Source organism: Arthrobacter sp. SO5, from assembly GCF_020532805.1.
Taxonomy (GTDB): domain Bacteria; phylum Actinomycetota; class Actinomycetes; order Actinomycetales; family Micrococcaceae; genus Arthrobacter.
The window spans coordinates 17818-34579 of record NZ_MQTQ01000036.1 but is presented as its reverse complement, the minus strand read 5'-3'; the positions used below and the strand labels follow the sequence as shown (position 1 = coordinate 34579).

General features: G+C 61.4%; 15 protein-coding genes and 2 pseudogenes. 11 read left to right on the top strand and 6 right to left on the bottom strand.

Annotated elements, in window-relative coordinates; translation table 11 throughout:
• Nucleotides 1–62: 62 nt before the first annotated feature.
• Nucleotides 63–674, bottom strand: a complete 612-nt coding sequence (locus BJG92_RS06330) for a hypothetical protein (RefSeq protein ID WP_232083176.1) — start codon at nucleotides 672–674, stop codon at nucleotides 63–65.
• A gap of 501 nt (nucleotides 675–1175) precedes the next feature.
• Between BJG92_RS06330 and BJG92_RS06325 the strand changes: the two genes are divergently transcribed.
• A complete protein-coding gene (locus tag BJG92_RS06325) occupies nucleotides 1176–2327 on the top strand; it encodes an MFS transporter (RefSeq protein ID WP_232083175.1) in 1152 nt (383 codons plus the stop codon).
• A gap of 35 nt (nucleotides 2328–2362) precedes the next feature.
• Nucleotides 2363–2932: a GNAT family N-acetyltransferase gene (locus tag BJG92_RS06320; RefSeq protein WP_232083174.1), complete on the top strand. Its 570-nt coding sequence runs from the start codon at nucleotides 2363–2365 to the stop codon at nucleotides 2930–2932.
• 75 nt (nucleotides 2933–3007) lie between these two features.
• Here BJG92_RS06320 and BJG92_RS06315 read toward each other — a convergent pair whose 3' ends face one another.
• From BJG92_RS06315 to BJG92_RS06305, 3 genes and pseudogenes are all read right to left on the bottom strand, one after another.
• On the bottom strand, nucleotides 3008–3211 hold the full coding sequence (locus BJG92_RS06315) for a tautomerase family protein (RefSeq protein ID WP_232083173.1): 204 nt from the start codon (nucleotides 3209–3211) through the stop codon (nucleotides 3008–3010).
• Nucleotides 3212–3275: 64 nt separating this feature from the next.
• The gene (locus BJG92_RS06310; RefSeq protein ID WP_232083172.1) at nucleotides 3276–4025 is read right to left on the bottom strand and encodes a phosphotransferase; all 750 of its coding nucleotides are present in this window, start codon (nucleotides 4023–4025) and stop codon (nucleotides 3276–3278) included.
• A 77-nt stretch (nucleotides 4026–4102) separates the two neighbouring features.
• Nucleotides 4103–5271, bottom strand: a pseudogene (locus tag BJG92_RS06305) (IS30 family transposase).
• A 454-nt stretch (nucleotides 5272–5725) separates the two neighbouring features.
• On the opposite strand from BJG92_RS06305, the gene BJG92_RS06300 reads away from it, so the two are divergent.
• Together BJG92_RS06300 and BJG92_RS18535 are read left to right on the top strand one after the other, a co-directional pair.
• Nucleotides 5726–6841: a hypothetical protein gene (locus tag BJG92_RS06300; RefSeq protein ID WP_232083171.1), complete on the top strand. Its 1116-nt coding sequence runs from the start codon at nucleotides 5726–5728 to the stop codon at nucleotides 6839–6841.
• Nucleotides 6842–6844: 3 nt separating this feature from the next.
• The gene (locus BJG92_RS18535) at nucleotides 6845–7813 is read left to right on the top strand and encodes an abortive infection family protein (RefSeq protein WP_232083170.1); all 969 of its coding nucleotides are present in this window, start codon (nucleotides 6845–6847) and stop codon (nucleotides 7811–7813) included.
• Nucleotides 7814–7970: 157 nt separating this feature from the next.
• Here BJG92_RS18535 and BJG92_RS06290 read toward each other — a convergent pair whose 3' ends face one another.
• Nucleotides 7971–8831: a helix-turn-helix transcriptional regulator gene (locus BJG92_RS06290; RefSeq protein ID WP_232083169.1), complete on the bottom strand. Its 861-nt coding sequence runs from the start codon at nucleotides 8829–8831 to the stop codon at nucleotides 7971–7973.
• A 217-nt stretch (nucleotides 8832–9048) separates the two neighbouring features.
• Between BJG92_RS06290 and BJG92_RS06285 the strand changes: the two genes are divergently transcribed.
• The 4 genes from BJG92_RS06285 (at nucleotide 9049) to BJG92_RS06270 (ending at nucleotide 14822) form a co-directional block, all read left to right on the top strand.
• Complete coding sequence (locus tag BJG92_RS06285; protein WP_232083168.1) at nucleotides 9049–10449, top strand: MFS transporter; 1401 nt, start codon at nucleotides 9049–9051, stop codon at nucleotides 10447–10449.
• 393 nt (nucleotides 10450–10842) lie between these two features.
• A complete protein-coding gene (locus tag BJG92_RS06280) occupies nucleotides 10843–11601 on the top strand; it encodes a phosphotransferase (RefSeq protein ID WP_232083167.1) in 759 nt (252 codons plus the stop codon).
• Between the two features lie 517 nt (nucleotides 11602–12118).
• A complete protein-coding gene (locus BJG92_RS06275) occupies nucleotides 12119–13783 on the top strand; it encodes a class I SAM-dependent DNA methyltransferase (RefSeq protein WP_232083166.1) in 1665 nt (554 codons plus the stop codon).
• Nucleotides 13773–14822 carry a hypothetical protein gene (locus BJG92_RS06270; RefSeq protein ID WP_232083165.1) on the top strand — a complete coding sequence of 350 codons (1050 nt, stop codon included), beginning with the start codon at nucleotides 13773–13775 and terminating at the stop codon, nucleotides 14820–14822. The genes BJG92_RS06275 and BJG92_RS06270 overlap by 11 nt, the downstream gene beginning before the upstream one ends.
• A gap of 144 nt (nucleotides 14823–14966) precedes the next feature.
• On the opposite strand, the gene BJG92_RS06265 is transcribed toward BJG92_RS06270, so the two are convergent.
• Nucleotides 14967–15287, bottom strand: a complete 321-nt coding sequence (locus BJG92_RS06265) for a hypothetical protein (protein ID WP_232083164.1) — start codon at nucleotides 15285–15287, stop codon at nucleotides 14967–14969.
• Between the two features lie 148 nt (nucleotides 15288–15435).
• Between BJG92_RS06265 and BJG92_RS06260 the strand changes: the two genes are divergently transcribed.
• From BJG92_RS06260 to BJG92_RS06250, 3 genes and pseudogenes are all read left to right on the top strand, one after another.
• Nucleotides 15436–15945 (top strand): DUF4365 domain-containing protein, encoded by a 510-nt coding sequence (locus BJG92_RS06260; RefSeq protein ID WP_232083163.1) that lies wholly within the window; start codon nucleotides 15436–15438, stop codon nucleotides 15943–15945.
• A complete protein-coding gene (locus BJG92_RS06255; RefSeq protein WP_232083162.1) occupies nucleotides 15942–16385 on the top strand; it encodes a hypothetical protein in 444 nt (147 codons plus the stop codon). Before BJG92_RS06260 ends, BJG92_RS06255 begins: the two co-directional genes overlap by 4 nt.
• Nucleotides 16386–16447: 62 nt before the next feature.
• Nucleotides 16448–16762 (top strand): annotated as a pseudogene (locus tag BJG92_RS06250) (IS21 family transposase); the annotation flags it as partial.

Genomic DNA, 16762 nt, shown 5'->3' with positions numbered 1-16762 from the left:
AGCTGACCCCACCCCGCTGACTTGGGTCAGGGCGCGACAGTCTGACGGAATCCTTCAGACCCTCACCAGGACGTGGGGCACGGGGCGGAACCGACGGGGATGACAGGCCTTCTGGCCCCCTGAGTCCCCGCCACCTCCACGCTCAGCCTGATGCATCTGGTCTCCGTTCCGTGGACCAGGAAGCCGCCCGGCCACCAGGTGTAGGGGGTTTTCTCCTCCGGGCACGCCGTGAAGGTCACGGATGTGTTGCCCTCTGTCGCCCCGTACTGGGCCACGAGTCCCACGGTCGTCTGCTGCTCCGACGCCACGGTGACGGTGACCGTCTGCCCGGCGCGCAGCCAGTACGGATCCTTCATCCATTGAACGCCGTTCATAGGCTGAGGTGTGACATCGCCGGTCTGGGAGTAGTTGTCCCTGATGAACAGCGGGTCGACGTTGAAGTGCCTTCCGCCGGTCGGGCTGAACCCCGCAGCGTCGGTCTGGCCCTGCAGGCATCCCGCCTCGTAATGCCCGGCAGGCGGAGGAAGTGCCGCGACGGAGGTTGGGGCCGTGGACGACGAAGGCGGGGAGTCGCTCGCAGGATCCGGCGCCGGAGTGCCGCCGCCGGCGCATCCAGCCAGCAGCAGGATCAAAGGAACCAGTCCGAGCGGATGGCACCGCGTCTGCTCCACCATGCCCTCACGCTACGCCGGCGCGTCGCGGGCGGAAAGTACAGGACGGCGCCACAGTCTATGCAGTGGTAAATGAAGGATCCATGACCGCAGGGCACCCGCGGGACCAGAGCAACCAAAGTTCCTCAGTGGGGCCAGAAATAACCGTCATGCTGGGGCCAAAAAAGGTTGACATAGTCAGATGAGGCCCCTATTCAGTCCAGGAACCTGGGTGCAGAGATATTTTCCCCTATGGAAGCTTGGGGACAAGAAGAAGACCGGCACGTTAGTGCCGGTCTTCTCCCTGATCTGGGGTTAAGGGGCGGCGTCAGAGACGGCTGTTTCCACAGCGGTCGACGTGATGACAGTTCCCGCGGGCATGAATGCGGCCGCGACCAAGACTGTCGTCAAGACGGTTAACGCCCGGCAGAAAGTTGACTGGATTCTCCATCCGGCGGGTGCAAGAGTGACCCGATGGTGCAAATTACTAGCGCTGAGCGTCGTGGACGGTTGGGGTTCCGGGCAATGCTGGTCGGCCTCGGCGTGGACAACTTCGGTTCGGGTCTCTTTCTTCCCCTAACCCTCGTGTACCTCGAGCAGGTTGTGGGGATCCCGCTGAGCACTGCCGGCGTCGTGTTAGCCGTAGGAACTGTGGCGGGAACCTTCGCTCCAGCTGCCGTTGCGCGTCTTGTCGACAGTTGGGGGCCTAAGCGCGTCGTCGTGACGTCCCAGGTCCTTCAGGCCACAGGCATGCTTGCCTACCTCGCGGCGCGGGACGTCCCACTTGCGGTCGTGGCGGCCGCCTTGACCGCTGCCGGGGTGCAGGTCTTTTACTCCGCGCTCGGGGCGATGACCTCCGCCGCGGCGCAGGATGGGGACCATGACCGGGCCTTCGCGACCGTGAACATGGTCAGGACCGCAGCGTTCGGCGTCGGTGGCCTAGCAGGGGGTCTGCTCTTGGGAATTCCGGGCAACGTGGGTGTGGTTGCCTGTGTCGCATTGAATGCAATCACCTTCGTTGCGGCATCGGCGACCCTCGCGGTTGCGGTGCCTTCGGCGCGGCCGGTGGCCACCGATCGGGAGATCCCGCCGGCCAGCGTCTGGGCTCCTCTGCGCAATAAGACATTCCTTCTCCTTGGAACAACCGCATTCTTGCTGTTCCTCAGCGTTGACTTGTTCCTGGTCGTGATGCCTCCGTACGCCGATGGCATCCTCGGTGTCTCCGGATGGGCCGTGGGGGCGTCGATCGCGGTCAACACAGGGCTCGGTGCGGTCGCCGGAACCTGGGCCGTGGCCCAAACCAAGCGCTTCAGCCGGACCACGAACCTGGCTCTCGCAGCGGGCATCCAGGCAGGATGGGGAATCGCGATGGCGCTGCTTGTGGCCTTTCCCTCCGAGTACCGGCCCGCAGCACTTATCGGTGCGACCGTGCTGCTAGCAGGAGGAAGCCTGATCGGCGGCCCCAGAGCATTCTCCTTACTGACCGAGATCGCACCGCCAGAACAGAAGGGCGCCTATTTTTCGCTTTTCCAGTACTCGTTCACCGCCGCCGCCCTCACCGCTCCGCTCTTCGCAGGACTCCTTCCCCTCGCGCCCTGGGCTCCCTGGGGGCTAAATGCCCTCCTCGTTCTTCTCGCCTTCCCTGTAATTGGCCTACTCAGGAAATCAATTCAGTGACTACTTACTTTGGTGCCCAATGCAAAATTAGGGATATGAGCATGAGCGGTGACATTCCGCCCTGGCCGTGTTCCGATCCGGAGCATGGCCGTATCCGGCTGCGCAGGTTCACGGATCTGGACGCGGCGATGGCGATGGACCTTTCCCAAGATCGGTATGTCCCCACGGTGGGAAGCCTCCCACCGCATGCCACTCATGAAGAAGCCCTGGCGTGGATTGAGCGGCAGCGGCAGCGCCACGTCGAAGGGACGGGATTCTCCTTCTCGATAGCCGACCTTGAAACTGATCGCTCCGTGGGGAACATCGGACTCTGGATCAGGGAGCTGGACACAGGTCGCGCTCAGGTTGGATATGCCGTTGCCCCAAACGAGAGAGGCCACAGAATTGCATCCGATGCGCTGTGCGCCCTCACTGCCTTTGCCTGGACGATTCCGCATCTGCACCGTGTCGAGTTGTATATCGAGCCGTGGAACGCAGCTTCTATCCGCACCGCCGAACGTGCCGGCTACGAACGCGAGGGACTGCTTCGCAGTCACCAGGAGATCGCCGGAAAGCGTTGCGACATGTTCCTCTACGCCGCAATCCGGGAGAGCACAGTCCGGTAGACGATCCTCGAACGGTTTACTGCGGTGGTCCAAAACTCAGTCGGAGCAGCGGGTCCCCCAAGCTGCGGCGTCAGTTCAGATGGATTCGTCCTGTCCAGACTCCGCCAAGGTGATGCCGGCGACAGACCAGTTCTCGCGCGGGAGCTCCTGCAAGGTCACCCGGATCGTGTCAGGACGAATTTCCATGACCTCAGCGTAAGTGGCCGTCAGCGCAGCCAGCAGCTGCCGCTTCTTTTCCGTGGATGAGGGGGAGGCATTGAGAACTTGAATGAGGGGCATTCACAGATTGTGGCATCCTCTTGAGAGGAATGGACGGACGCCGTAACGGGAGGCCGGCCCCAGCTTAGGTCAGGGCCTGTTTCCAGGCGTACTGATTGCGTACGACATAGTCAGCCGCAGTGCGCCAGTGCGCACCGTGTCCGTTGACGTACATGTCGGCCCAAGGCTGGAATCCGGTTTCATGTGAGGACTTCAGCAGCTCGTGCATGGCCGCCGTCCTCTTTCCCAGGGCCTCGGGCAACGCTTCGCGTATGATCTCGTCAGCCCCATAACCGTCAATAACGGCGCGGAGCCTGGCAGCTGCCTCTGGAACCGGTTGGCCTTCAAAGAGCATCCCAAAGGACTGCGCTGCATATGCCAGGTCCCAGAGGCGCGTGCGCGGGCCCGCAGCGTCCCAATCGATGAACACCCACCGTTCACCCACAATGAGGTTCCATGGAGCGAGGTCGTTGTGGCACATGAGGTTCGGATTCTCGGCGGGAAGCAAAACGTTCCATCCGGTCGTGTCCGGGAGTTCAAATCCTTCGCTGGCATCGTGAATCTGACGAATCAAACGGCCGACCCGCAGGAGGTCATGCTGTCCTAGTGGCAACTGGTCCAGCGCAGACACACCCTCGACGTACTCGGTGACATACCGCCCAGCGTGATCCTTGCCGAGGGGTTTGGGAACGTCGAGGCCAGCTGCTTGGAGGGCTTTCAGGTACTTCTGGACAGCGGCAGAGTTTTCCAGCCACGGTTTGCGGACCGTATTGCCAATACGAACGACACTCTCGGAAGCGTTGCCGCCGGAAAGTATTTCAGCTTCCTCATTCACCCGAAGAACACTACTGCGTGCCAACAGGCCAGCCGAGCCGACATGATTCCCGCTGAGGGATCGGCGGATTCAGGCGGTCATTGCAACAGGAGTCCTTCGATCAGTTCGATCGGTTTTCTGAACTCTAGTCTTTTGCGTGGCCGGTCGTTGAGTTCCTGAGCGACCCAGTCGAGGTCTTCGGCGCTGTGGATGCTCAGGTCGGTGCCTTTCGGAAGTACTGGCGCAGCAGGCCATTCGTGTTTTCGTTGATGCCTCGCTGCCAGGGTGAGTGCGGGTCGCAGAAGTAGATCTCGATGCCGGTGTCGATCTTCACGGTTTTCCAGTCCTGCATTTCGATGCCCTGGTCCCAGGTGAGGGAATGCCGCAGCGCCTCGGGGAGCGTCTTGATCTTCGCGGCCAGCGCATCACGCATCTGTTCGGCCTTGTACCCGTCTGGCAGGTGCACGAGCATCGTGTAATTGGTGGTCCGCTCGACCAGCGTCCCGATCGCGGACTGATTCCCTTTACCGATGATTAAGTCCCCTTCCCAATGCCCCGACACGGCCCGGTCCTGAACCTCGGGAGGACGTTCGGAAATATTGATCATCCCGAGGATCCGGTTCTTCCGCTGGCCGGCTTTCCTGCAGGGCTGCCTGAGTGCACGTCCGGTGCGTAAACACGCGGCCAGATCACGGTTGAGCGCTCCGCGGGACTGCACGTAAAGGGACTGGTAAATGGTCTCAGGTGACACCCGCATCTCCGGCTCATCAGGGAAGTCAACCCGGAGTCGTCCTGCTATCTGCTCCGGCGAGTACTTCTTTTTCAGGTCCTCTTCCACCTTCACACGCAGCACCGTGTTCGTGTGCAGTTTCGCCGGTTTCGGCCGCGGAGCCCGCTCATACGCCAGAACGTGAGCCGACGTTGCCCGGTAAGGCAACCCGGCCACCGAATTGCGCCGCAGCTCCCGGGACACCGTCGAGGCCGACCGGCCGATCACGGCCCCGATCCGGCGCAGCGAGTATCCCTGGGCGCGCAGTATTGCGATCTCTTCACGCTGGGCGAAGGTCAGGCACCTGCCCTTCAGATCCCGGCCGCGGCGTGGCCTGACACCCCCGGCCTCGGCCAGGACCCGGCGTCCGGTCCGTCTGCTCGTATTGATCGGCACAACGGCGTCGGTGATGAAATGACCGGCCTGCATCCCGGTCCAAAACAGCTGCAGAAGATCCGGTCTTACGTAAATCGAATACCTCGCCACGACAACACCCATCCGCTAAGTGTTGCAATCACCGCAAGAACCCAAGGATCCCTCAGTGGGACAGGCATCAACGACGTCTGTATGGGACGCGTCCCTTAGATGACGACACCGCAGCCACGGACTCGAGGCTTCGCGCCAAATAGCGCCGCAAAAAGACCGCCATTTACCGCCGAAAGTCACAGATGCGAATGACGGATTTCGACCGAAAGTAGGTCAAAACTCATCCGCGAGAAGTTTTGCACCCCGCGAAAGTCGATAACGGTCGTTTTTGAGCGTTGCTGATAGGCGCCTCCACCGCCTCTTGCCGTCGCGGCTCACAGGCTAAGGTGGCAGCGTGATCTCTCGCTACCATTTGCGTTGTCCCGGTTGCTCGCATGTATTCGTGGCTCGGGTCGGCGCAGAACCGACTACGTTGACGAAGCTCTATCTGCCGTGCCCGCACTGCCATCTCCCCATCCGGGCACGGATGTCGGGTCAGGAACTGCCGGCGCACCGTGTCGATTTCACGTGTGATGTGGTCGAGGAAACGGACCTTCCGGCCGAGCATCGCGTTGTTACCGTGAATCCGTTCGTGCCCTCTCGGTATGACGCTGATTCGCATAGCGGCATCGGATCGTTCTCTACGCTCACGCTTTTCAGCGTCCTGGGACAGGACTCCCTCCTCACCTTCGGCGAGGATCGGGGTACGGCAAATGGTGCAATTGAAGGCCTTTGGCCCGTCGTGCGTATCGCGTTCGAGTACTACTTGCAGCAGAACTGGGAAATGTTCGACAAAACTGTCAGGTCCAAGTTTGGCCTGAAGTCAGTGGGCCAGACAGCTCATCAGCGAACAACGATCGCCTACCAAGCGGTTGGCGTGTCTACAGCCGAAATCGTGGGACGCACGGGAGACCGCAGCGCAAAGCTGTTCGAGCGCTTTGGGCGCAAGCACGTCGCAGCGCTACGGAACGAGGCATATACCGCTGTCATCCGTAAGCGTGGTGGCGAGGCACAACAAACTGAACATGATCTATTTCGACTGATTGACCACTTCGTTTCGGACTATGAGTCCTGGGAAATGGGCAAACTCGTCAGGTACATTGCAGCTGACAGCCCGGGCAACCTGGACGAGCTCGTACTATTTCGTGACGAATTCTCCTTGGTGCGTGACCTCTACCAACAGGGGTTCGAGATGGCCTGTAAGTGCCTCTGGATTCCCGTGGCGGCGCAGAACGGGACAAAGCGTATGGATCCCAATGACTTTGGCGACGATCACCCGGCAGACCTCAAACCCGCCAGGACGCTCACACAATTCGACAAGCTCGCCAACGCCCACAAAATCGCCTATGCAGCCCAAGTTCCTGGTTGGGAGTGTTTGGCTTCTTTTCTCAACAGCGGCAGGAGAAACACAATCGGTCACGCGACTGCCCGTCACGATCTTAGATCTGGGCGGATTGTCTCCGACAAGGATCCGAAGGGGATCAGCTACATTGAATTTCTCGGCGAGACCTTCGGGGTGTTCGAAGCATTGACGGTACTCATGCAGGTCCTGCGCGCTGTTCGAGTGGCTTCCTCACCGGACTTCGCTGATTTGGGAGCCTGAGTCGTGAGCATCGACGATGACTGGCTCCTAGAGGACCGGATCAAACGGATTCGCGCACTCGTCCGCTCGGGAGTCAAACACCTCGTCTTCTTGCACGAGGCTGTCCCGTATTACCTCCGCCAGGCGGAGGCTTCGGAGGCTGTTACAGCAGAGCTGCTGATGAGGGCTCAGAACTCGTCGTCTCCGACGTCGCTCCGAGCAGGTTTGAGCCCAGAAGCTCGCCGTGACCACGACATCGCTCTCGGGATCTTTATTGACCAACGTCAAGACCGCGTCTACGACAAAATCCTCAAATGGGTGGCTGACGTAAATGACGCGGCGATGCGAATATTCACCGACGATCGTTTCAGAAGCTACCGGGCACTGGGCGCTCCCCCACCTCTGGTGGCCAGCACCGCTGACCCGGGATCAGTCGAACGTAGCCTGACCAACTTCACCGCCGACATCCGAGGGCGGATCGTCGAACTGACGGAATCGCTTCGCGATCTCGGGGAAAATGAGGACGTTGCTCCTGCAATACGCGATGCCCCGGGAGGGTGGCCCCATCTACGTGGATTAGTCGGAGACTCGGTCATCGACGGTCACCTTCGACACATGCGAACTCGGCGGACGCGAGCTGAGATCTCAAGCGCAATAGGCTCTGCGAAGGAAATTGTTGAGGCAGCCTTCAAAGCCCTTTCCGCGACACACGGCGTTGCCCCTACAAAAGCCGCGCCGGATCTGAGCGACTGGTGGAAAGTTTTGCGGCCCCACCTCGCAGACCAGAGCATCGACAAGGCTCTCGGGTCGACAGACGGAGCGCTGATCAAACTCATCAGCAGCCAAGTCTCATTGGTGCAGAACCTGGGTGAACTCCGAAACAAGGTGGGGTCAGGTCATGGGAAAGCTAAACACCCAGCCGGCTTGGGCCCGGCCCATGCACTTCTCGCTGTGGATACAGCCCACACGCTGACACGTTTCCTCGCAGACTAAGGCACCCTCGGACCTGCAACAGAACGAGCCAACACGTAAGTGCCGGCTCTTTCGGGTCCGAACACACTGGAACAGACAACGGCCTTCATCGAAAATGCCTCCCGAGAGCACTTGGAAGCGAATCGGTCCGCATACTCGCGAAGCGAGCTTCTTTTGATCAGGGCGTCAAAACAGTTCGTTCGTCTGTGAGCCGGGCCAGTGCGCGGGCCTCTGCGCTGCCGGGTTCGGCCGTGTAGGTCAGGATCCGGTGACCGGAATCATCCGGCATGGTCAGGACCTCAAACCCCAGGTCAAGCGGGCCGAGCTCGGGATGGTTCATTGTCTTGTTGCCGGACATGCAGTTTTCTACCGGGTGTTCGGCCCACATCACGCCGAACTCCGGGCTTTTGAGGGTCAGCTCACCGACCAGCGCTGCAAGATCGGCGTCGTCGGCGAACCGGCCGGACAGGAGCCGCAGGGAGGCCACCGCACGGCCGGCCTCGGTCCGCCAGTGCGGATACAGGTCCCGTGTGGCGTCGTCCAGGAAGAGCATCCGGGTCATGTTCGGCCGCTGTGACGGCGTTTCCGGGGAATCGAAGTCCAGATGCGGGGCGACCAGGCGGTGGCCGGCGACGTTCCAGCCCAGCACCTCAGTGCGCTTGCCCAGCACCACCGCCGGGACCGTGTGCATGTTCTCGATCAGCCGTTTCGTCCCGGGCCGGACATGGTCCGGGCGGCTGCGGGAAGGCTTCGCGTTCCGCCGCCTGATGCCGGACAGGTCCGCGAGGTGCTTGCGTTCGACGTCGGTCAGGGCCAACGCCCTGGAAAGGGAGTTAATGACGGCGTCGGAGGCGTTCAGGTGCTGGCCCTGTTCCAGCCGGGCATAGTAGGTCACGCTCATGCCGGCCATCATCGCCACCTCCTCACGCCGCAGGCCAGGCACCCGCCGCGTCCCGTAGTCCATCAGCCCGACATCGCCCGGGCTCAGGGAGGCCCGTCGTTTGCGCAGGAACTCGCCCATGGCTGCCGGTTGATTCATACCTGTGAGTATTCCCGAACATCGCCAACTGTGGGTAGCACTGGCAGTGCTACCCACAGCACGGCGTGGCTGTCCGTGCCCGGGACCGGCAGGGTGGAAGGGAACCCATCCCAGACTTCAGCGATCGGACATCCCCGCCATGACAGCCCGCGACACCTCACCACTCCCCCAGCTCACCGCACCACCGGCCCCGCCAGCTCCCGCAGCGCCTGCCCGGATGACCGGTCGGCAGCGGCTCATCATGGTCCTGCTGCTGACCGCCAGCTTCACCCTCGCGGTGGACTTCTCCATCCTCAACGTCGCGCTCCCCCGCATCGGGGCCGACGTCGGATTCTCCCTGGAACACCTGCAGTGGATCGCGACGTCGTTCGCGCTGTGCGCGGCAGGATTCACCCTGTTCTTCGGCCGGGTCGCTGACCTCTTCGGCCGCAAACGCCTCTTCATCGCCGGCATGGCGCTGCTCGGGATCGGTTCCCTTCTCGGCGGCCTCGCCACCGATCCGGGCCTGTTGCTGGCCGCACGTGTCGCCCAGGGCCTCGCCACCGCCGCCGTCACCCCGGCCGCCCTGTCACTGCTCACGACGTCCTTCCCCGAGGGACCGCTGCGGGACAAAGCCCTGGGACTGAACGGCTCCCTCATGGCCGCCGGCTTCACCACCGGCGCGATCCTCGGCGGACTCCTGACCGACCTGCTCTCCTGGCGGTGGGCGTTCTTCATCAACATCCCCGTCGCGGCCTTCGTTCTGATTTTGGCCCCGAAACTCCTGACCGAATCCGCCCGCGGGAACAGGACGAAGCTCGATGTCCCCGGCGCCGTCACCGTCACCATTGCCCTGCTCGCACTCGTCTTCGGCCTGACCACGGCCGGCGAGAAGGGCTGGGCCGACCCGCTGGCCTGGGGCTCCCTGACCGCAGGCGCGGCATTGTTCATCGTGTTCTTCTTCATCGAAAAGAACACAGCACACGCCCTCGTCCCCGTGACCATCCTGCGCCGGAACAACATCGCCTGGGGCAACATCGCCGGGATCCTCGCGTTCGCCACCGAAACCTCCCTGGTCTTCGTGCTCACCCTCTACCTCCAGCAGGTCCTCGGCTACACCCCGCTCGGGGCCGGCATGGCCTTCGCCGTGCTCGGCGCCGGCACCATCGTCGGCGGCCTGATCGCGCCGAAGCTCATCGGCAGGCTCGGCAACAAAAACACCATCATCCTCGGCCTCACCATCCAGGCCGCCGCCACCGGATCCCTGCTCCTCATCAACACCAGCCAGGGATCGCTGATCATCGTGCTGATCGGAACCTTCATCGGCGGCGTCGCCAACCTCGCCGCCATCGTCGGTTTCATGGTCACCGCCACCACCGGGCTGCCAGACACCGAACAAGGCCTCGCCACCGGGCTGACGACCATGAGCCAGCAGGTCGGCATCACCATGGGCATCCCGGTCATGAGCACCATCCTCGCCGCGTCCCTCCTCCGGCACGGCAGCGGCAACGCCCCTCAGCAGGTCCTGGACGCAGTACTGCCAGCCATCGGCAGCAACGCCGGCCTCTGCCTCGCCACAGCAGTGCTCGTCGGACTCTTTCTGCGGATACGTCCTGCGGTCCCGGCAGACGCAAATTAGACCCAGTCGTCCAAGAGCTCATGCCGCGTACCTATTTCGTCTGGCGTCCCAGCAGCGGAAGAGCCCCACGCCGGCAAGCCATGCCGTCTCCGTTCCGCGGCACGGAGACGGCATGGTCTGCGTAGTCAGCCGGCCCGCCGAACCCCGAGACATGCGAGTCCATGGCCCGTCCGGCCGATTGATTATTCCGAGGCCCGGGTCGGACCTCGGCCCATTGCCACCCCGTCCAGGAAAGGACGCAGAGGTCATCGACACCACGCACATCACAGCGGACCACGCCGCGCAGCAGATCGCGGATTCAGTACTTAGTCGCCGACGGCACACAACCTCCGACATCGTGCCCGTCGAGGGGCGGCTTTCGGACACCCATCTTTCGAGAACTAGTCTTTAGCTATGAAAGACGAGGAAATACTCAGCGGAGGAAACGCCAGCGGCGTCGTCGTGCGTGTGGGTTCAACCGTCCGCAAACCGTGGACCAAGGCAACCCGTAGTGTGCTCGCGTTCATGACAGCAGTTCGGGAGGCGGGTGTCGATGTCCCCACTGCCCTCGGCCAGGATGAGCAGGGCAGGCAGGTCACCGAGTTCATCCCAGGGCGGCTTGCGCTCGATTCGGATCCACTCAAACATTCGGAACTTGGCAGGGTCGGAGCGATGGTGCGAGCTATCCACGACGCCAGCGAAACATTTACACCCGACCCCGACGCGTCGTGGACCACGGCGATCCCCAGCCCCGGCGAAGAGCTAATCTGCCACAACGACCTCGCACCGTGGAACCTCATCATCGGCGAACGATGGACCTTTATCGACTGGGACGCTGCCGCGCCGAGCACCCGCCTTTGGGATCTCGCCTACGCCGCCCAAGCCTTCACACTTTCCAACACCCAGCAGGCTCCCAAGGAATCGGCACAGAATCTCGCAGCATTCGTGGATGGCTATGCAGCAGACCTTGGCCTGCGCGCAGACCTCCCTGCCGCGATGCATCGGCGTGCCGCAGCAATGTACAACCTTCTGAGCTCGTCTCACGAGACAGGTCAGGAGCCTTGGGGCACGATGTTTGCCAGCGGGCACGGTGACCATTGGAGAGCCGCAACTCAGTACGTCGGCCAGCATCAGGCCATCTGGGCGAAAGCCATCTCCCCTCAAAGGAATTGACGGACGCGGGCCGACGTTCGACACATGGCGCCGCCGTGTGTCGCCGAAAGTCACAGAAGGGGATCCACGCTTCGCCGTCGACACTCGCTGATGGCCCGGGGTGCCCATGGCGCGAGTGTTACGAGCCCGGAGAAGAGTGGGGCGATGAGGGCTGCTGCTCCCGCTGTCGCCTGCGCCATCGGATCACTCTCACTCCTGCGGACGGACAATCCAGTCACGTCCTGCAGCATGTAGTTGAACCCGGAAAACCGTACGGTGACAACCGAGAGTCGAAACTCACCCTTTTCGAATTGTCCGGTGAAGGATCGGCTTACGGACACCCCGGTGTCTCGCTGAACCACCGGCTTACGGGCCCTGCGGTCATCTCGCGCGGGTTGGGACCCCGCTCTCGGGGCCAGCCTCGCAACCCGTCGAACGTGACCGAGAAGATCCCCCAAACGCGACGCTCGCGGACATATTCCGGACCCGCGACCATGCGTGGCCTGGGATGTCAGCCGTATGCACCAGAATAGAGGGCATGCCTTCCCCTCTGTCTGCCGACGTCGACACGGCGGAGCTTCGTAAAGCCCGTGGGGCGTTCTTCACCCCTGAGGCCATCACGCGCTTCATCTCAGATTGGGCGATCCGCAGCTCCGACGACACCGTTCTGGAGCCGTCAACGGGAGACGCTGCTTTCCTGGTCAGCGCTGTTAAGCGCATGCGTCACCTCAGTGGTGAATCTGCGCTGGCTCCCCGGGTGGACGGTGTGGAAATTCACGCCAACAGCGCCCGCGTCGCCCGCTCTCGGGTCCAAGAGGCAGGTGGAATTCCAAACATAGCCGTCAGCGACTTTTTCCGTGTGGAGCCACAGCCCCGCTATTCCGCAGTTATAGGAAACCCTCCGTACATTCGCTACCAGGACTTCACCGGGGAATCACGCACTCGTTCCCGCGAAGCGGCCCTGAAGGTTGGAGTGTCACTGACTGCACTGGCATCAAGTTGGGCCGCATTCACCGTCCATTCCGCCTTATTCCTGCAGCCGGGCGGCAGGATGGGACTAGTCCTGCCGGCCGAGCTTCTGAGTGTGAATTACGCTGCGGCTGTCAGGCAGTTCCTCTTCGACAAGTTTCAAAGCATTGAACTGGTGCTGTTTACGGAGCAGGTCTTCCCTGACGCCGAAGCTGACGTCGTGCTGCTCCTGGCCGATGGATTTGGCGAAGGTCCAACGGACCACGCCGCGATCCACCAAGCCAAAGATGCCTCCTCCCTGGCGACCATGGACTTGCCTCTTAGATGGACACCACCGGACCCGGCAGGAAAGTGGACGGGGCTGCTCGTCGGAGCTGACGCCATCGAGCCATTGCACAGCCTCAAGGAAGCAGGCCATTTCACACATCTTGAGACGTGGGGCGATACGACCCTGGGAATGGTTACAGGCAACAACAAGTTCTTCGCGCTTTCCCCAGCCCGTGTTGCTGAACTCAGACTCACTCGCAAGGATCTGATCAGGCTGTCCCCTCCAGGAAGCACCCATCTACGAGGTCTTGAGCTCTCCACGTCCCAGATGTCCAGTCTCGGCCGTGAGGGTAAAGCGACTTGGCTCTTCAGACCCAGCGAGTCGTTATCGCCTGCTGCACAGGCATACGTTGAGACCGGACACCGGGCAGGGGTGGACCAGGCGTACAAATGCCGGGTCCGGAAGCCGTGGTATCGCGTACCGCTCGTTCCTTCCGCTGACTTGTTACTGACATGCATGAATGCCGATACTCCGCGGCTAACCACGAACAGTGCCGCCGCGCACCATCTAAATTCCGTACACGGCGTCTACCTTCGCGAACCCATCTCGGAGTTGGGTCGGGAGCTGCTGCCGCTGGCGAGCCTGAACTCCATCAGCCTGCTCAACGCGGAAATGGTCGGGCGCTCCTACGGCGGAGGCATCCTCAAACTCGAACCACGCGAAGCGGACGTGTGGGCAATGCCATCACCCCGTTTGATAGGTGACCGCGAGGACCAGCTCCGCGGTGTTAAAACCAAAGTGGGCAGACTGTTGGAGCAGGGCAAGCTTGCAGATGCGGTGCATCTCGTCGATGAGGCCCTTCTGCTCAGCTCGGGCGTCATCTCCCAAGGCGCGGTCGATACAGTCCGGGAGGCACGTAAAAACATGGCAAACCGCAGGGTAACAAGGGGACGAAGTGGCCGCTGAACCATCAACAAAGACCAAAGCATGGGCCATCTTTGACCGCATCGTTGCCGACGCAGCACCCGGCGGACTGCACACCAACCCCTGGACCAAAGACAACGACGGGGTTCTAAAGTTCGACCCGGATTACGAAACCCTCACCCGGCTGCTGGGCGTCCCCCTTTATCTCAAGGCCGAGACCACTACCGGGGTCCCTGCCCTTGCCCTGGACGTCTGGGTATCCTACGAGCTGCGTCGCGCCGGCTTCGACGCCGATGCCGTGTGGCCCCGTCCCACGGCGCCGCGGATCCTGCCTGGGCCAATCGTGAGCCTCCTCGAAAAGGTCACATCCAAGGAACGCGAGAACCTGTGGAAACGTCTTCGTGCCGCCACTCCCCCGGCCGGCGCCGCTGCATCCAGCGCCAACATTTTGGGAAAGAACTACGTCAAACAGGTCGATGTCGTGATGGCGAACTGGGCGGCCGGACCTGAACTCCTCATTAGCACAAAACGGATGGATTCGAGTTTTGGCAAAAACGCGGCCAACAGGGTCGAAGAGTCCTACGGCGATGCTAAGAACTTGCGGCTGCGGCATCCACTGGCGGCCCTGGGCTTCATGTACGGCCTACGTTCAACAATCTTTGAGGAAGCACCTGACAAAGCCGAATGGCTGATCGACTTGCTCCAAAAGCTTGGTCGAGAAGACGACGCCTACCACGCGGTCTCACTCATCATCATCGAGTACGGGGCTCACCTTGCCGCTACCAACGACACGGACGATGCCGGAGATGGTGAGGATCCCCTTGCAGAGGCTGGCCTCACCCTGCCCTCTGAGGAACCCCACGCGGACGACATCGTTGAGGAATCTGAAGTTGAAGCAGCACTGGCAAATCTGCCCGCAGTTATTGTCCAGAGGGACCGTGTTCCAGACAATTTGCAACCCGGACACTTCATAGGAGAAATGGCAAGGCGCGTTATTGAGGCCACCCCGGTGACCCACCACCGAGAAGCTCGATTCCGCCGGGCTAGCGCACGTGCCGCCGGCTCAATCAGGGACATCTAGTGGAAGTGCGAGCTCACCGAAAACGTGATCCAACTCGGTGAGACCAGGCGTGTCGACCTGAAGCGCTCGAGCACCCATCTTGTCGCCGACCTGGGTGAGGGAGCATGACCAGACGTGGTGGAGATGTCATCTACACCAGGTCAGCTATTTTCTATCGTTCGGCGTCCAATCCAAGTCATTTCGCTCCGCGATCGCCTTGAAGTGGTCAACGCTGCCGTCAGTTGTGACTCTGACGACGACCCTAAGCTCGTTGTCCTTCTTGCCAACCCAATGTTCAACGCTTACGACCTGTGGACGGTAAGAAAGATAGGAATTGAGCCGCAACTCCTCAGGCAGCAACTCATCGAAAGAGACCACTTCGCCGATTCGAGGGAGTACCTGAGTGGTTACAGGTTTCAGCCGGAGCCATCCCACTACACCGTTGTTGCGCGTTATATCCAGACGTGGGGTCCAAGTAACTGTCATGGATTCACCATATGCAGGACGAGTCGTAAACGGGCGTTTATCCGGCGACGAGCGACACATGACTTCCCCGGCGAGGACCTGCCAGGGCCGCAGCCTGCCCTCTCCACCTGTAACATGAGCAAACTTGTTCATTGATATGGGGAGTTCCGTGAATAGCGCACCACCAATCGGGTCAACCTTGTCCCCAAATGCGCGCAAAGGTCGCTACGGGATCGCATACTTCCAGAACGTTTGCGCGCAGTTTGGTGTTGGGTTCGACGAAACCTCCCCAGACGAAGATGTGCTTGCAATCGACGGCTCAGTCCAGTTTCCGGCACTTCCGGTGCGAATTCAGGTGAAGTGCACGAAGAAGAGCTTCGGATCCGCCGGTGTCCTGTCGTGGCCGGTCACCCAAGAGTGGAAAACAAAGTGGTCTAGGAACATCGGCCCGGCGTACTTCGTGGTGGTTCAGGTGCCAACCGATGTACCAGGAGACTGGATCGACTACGACATCGCGGACATCACAACGCACCGTTCAACGGCTTATTGGGCGAAAATCGATCCGACATCCATGAGTGCCTCAATCACGATCAACCGAACGAATAGACTCACGGCAGAGACACTTGCCTCATGGAATGCGGACCTCCTGGCCTGCTTCTCCCAGGAAGACGCCGCATGATGACCTCGGAAGGCCTCGAATGGTTCCTGACCAGGCACGAGTGGCGGCCAATGAACCAAGGAGCGGCAGGCAAACTTTGGAGGCATGATGAGGGGGCGGTGGTTGCTATCCCATGGGAATTGTCACCACGTGACTTGCAGTGGGATGGAGTTATCGCCCGCATAGCAGCTCCCCTACGTGAAACTGCGGCCACCGTGTCGACAGCAATTCAGAATGCATATGTTGATGTGACAGATTTCCGGGCAGCAGACGACATCCTCATTGAAGGCTCGATCCCGGTCGAAGCCGGCTTCTCTCTAATTTCGACAGCAAGGACAATCCTCAGGGCCAGTGCCACGACGTCGCGTGGCCCCCGAGCCCACATTGCAGGCAACTATTCCAAGCCGGCAGAGAGAATTGTGGAGCGGGCGCGCTTTGGTCACACCAAGAAGGGGTGTTAACGCCAACCGAAAATAGGGCCAGGAACGCCAACTGAAAATAGGGCCACCGACCATCATGGAAGGTGATCAATTTGGATGATTGGGCGGAGATACGCCACCTGTTTTCGACGGGCAAGCACTCGAAGCGTGAGATCGGCAGGATCGTGGGGGTTTCCCGCGGAACGGTGGACCGGGCGCTGGAGTCGGACCGGGCGCCGAAGTACCAGCGGGCGGCCGGAGTATCGAGTTTTGATGCGTTTGCTCCCAGGGTGCGGGAGCTGTTGGTGAAGACGCCGACGATGCCGGCCGCGACGCTCGCGGAGCGGGTGGGCTGGTCCGGTTCCGCGTCGCTGTTCCGGGCGAAGGTTGCCGTGATCCGGCCTGAATACGCCCCGCCT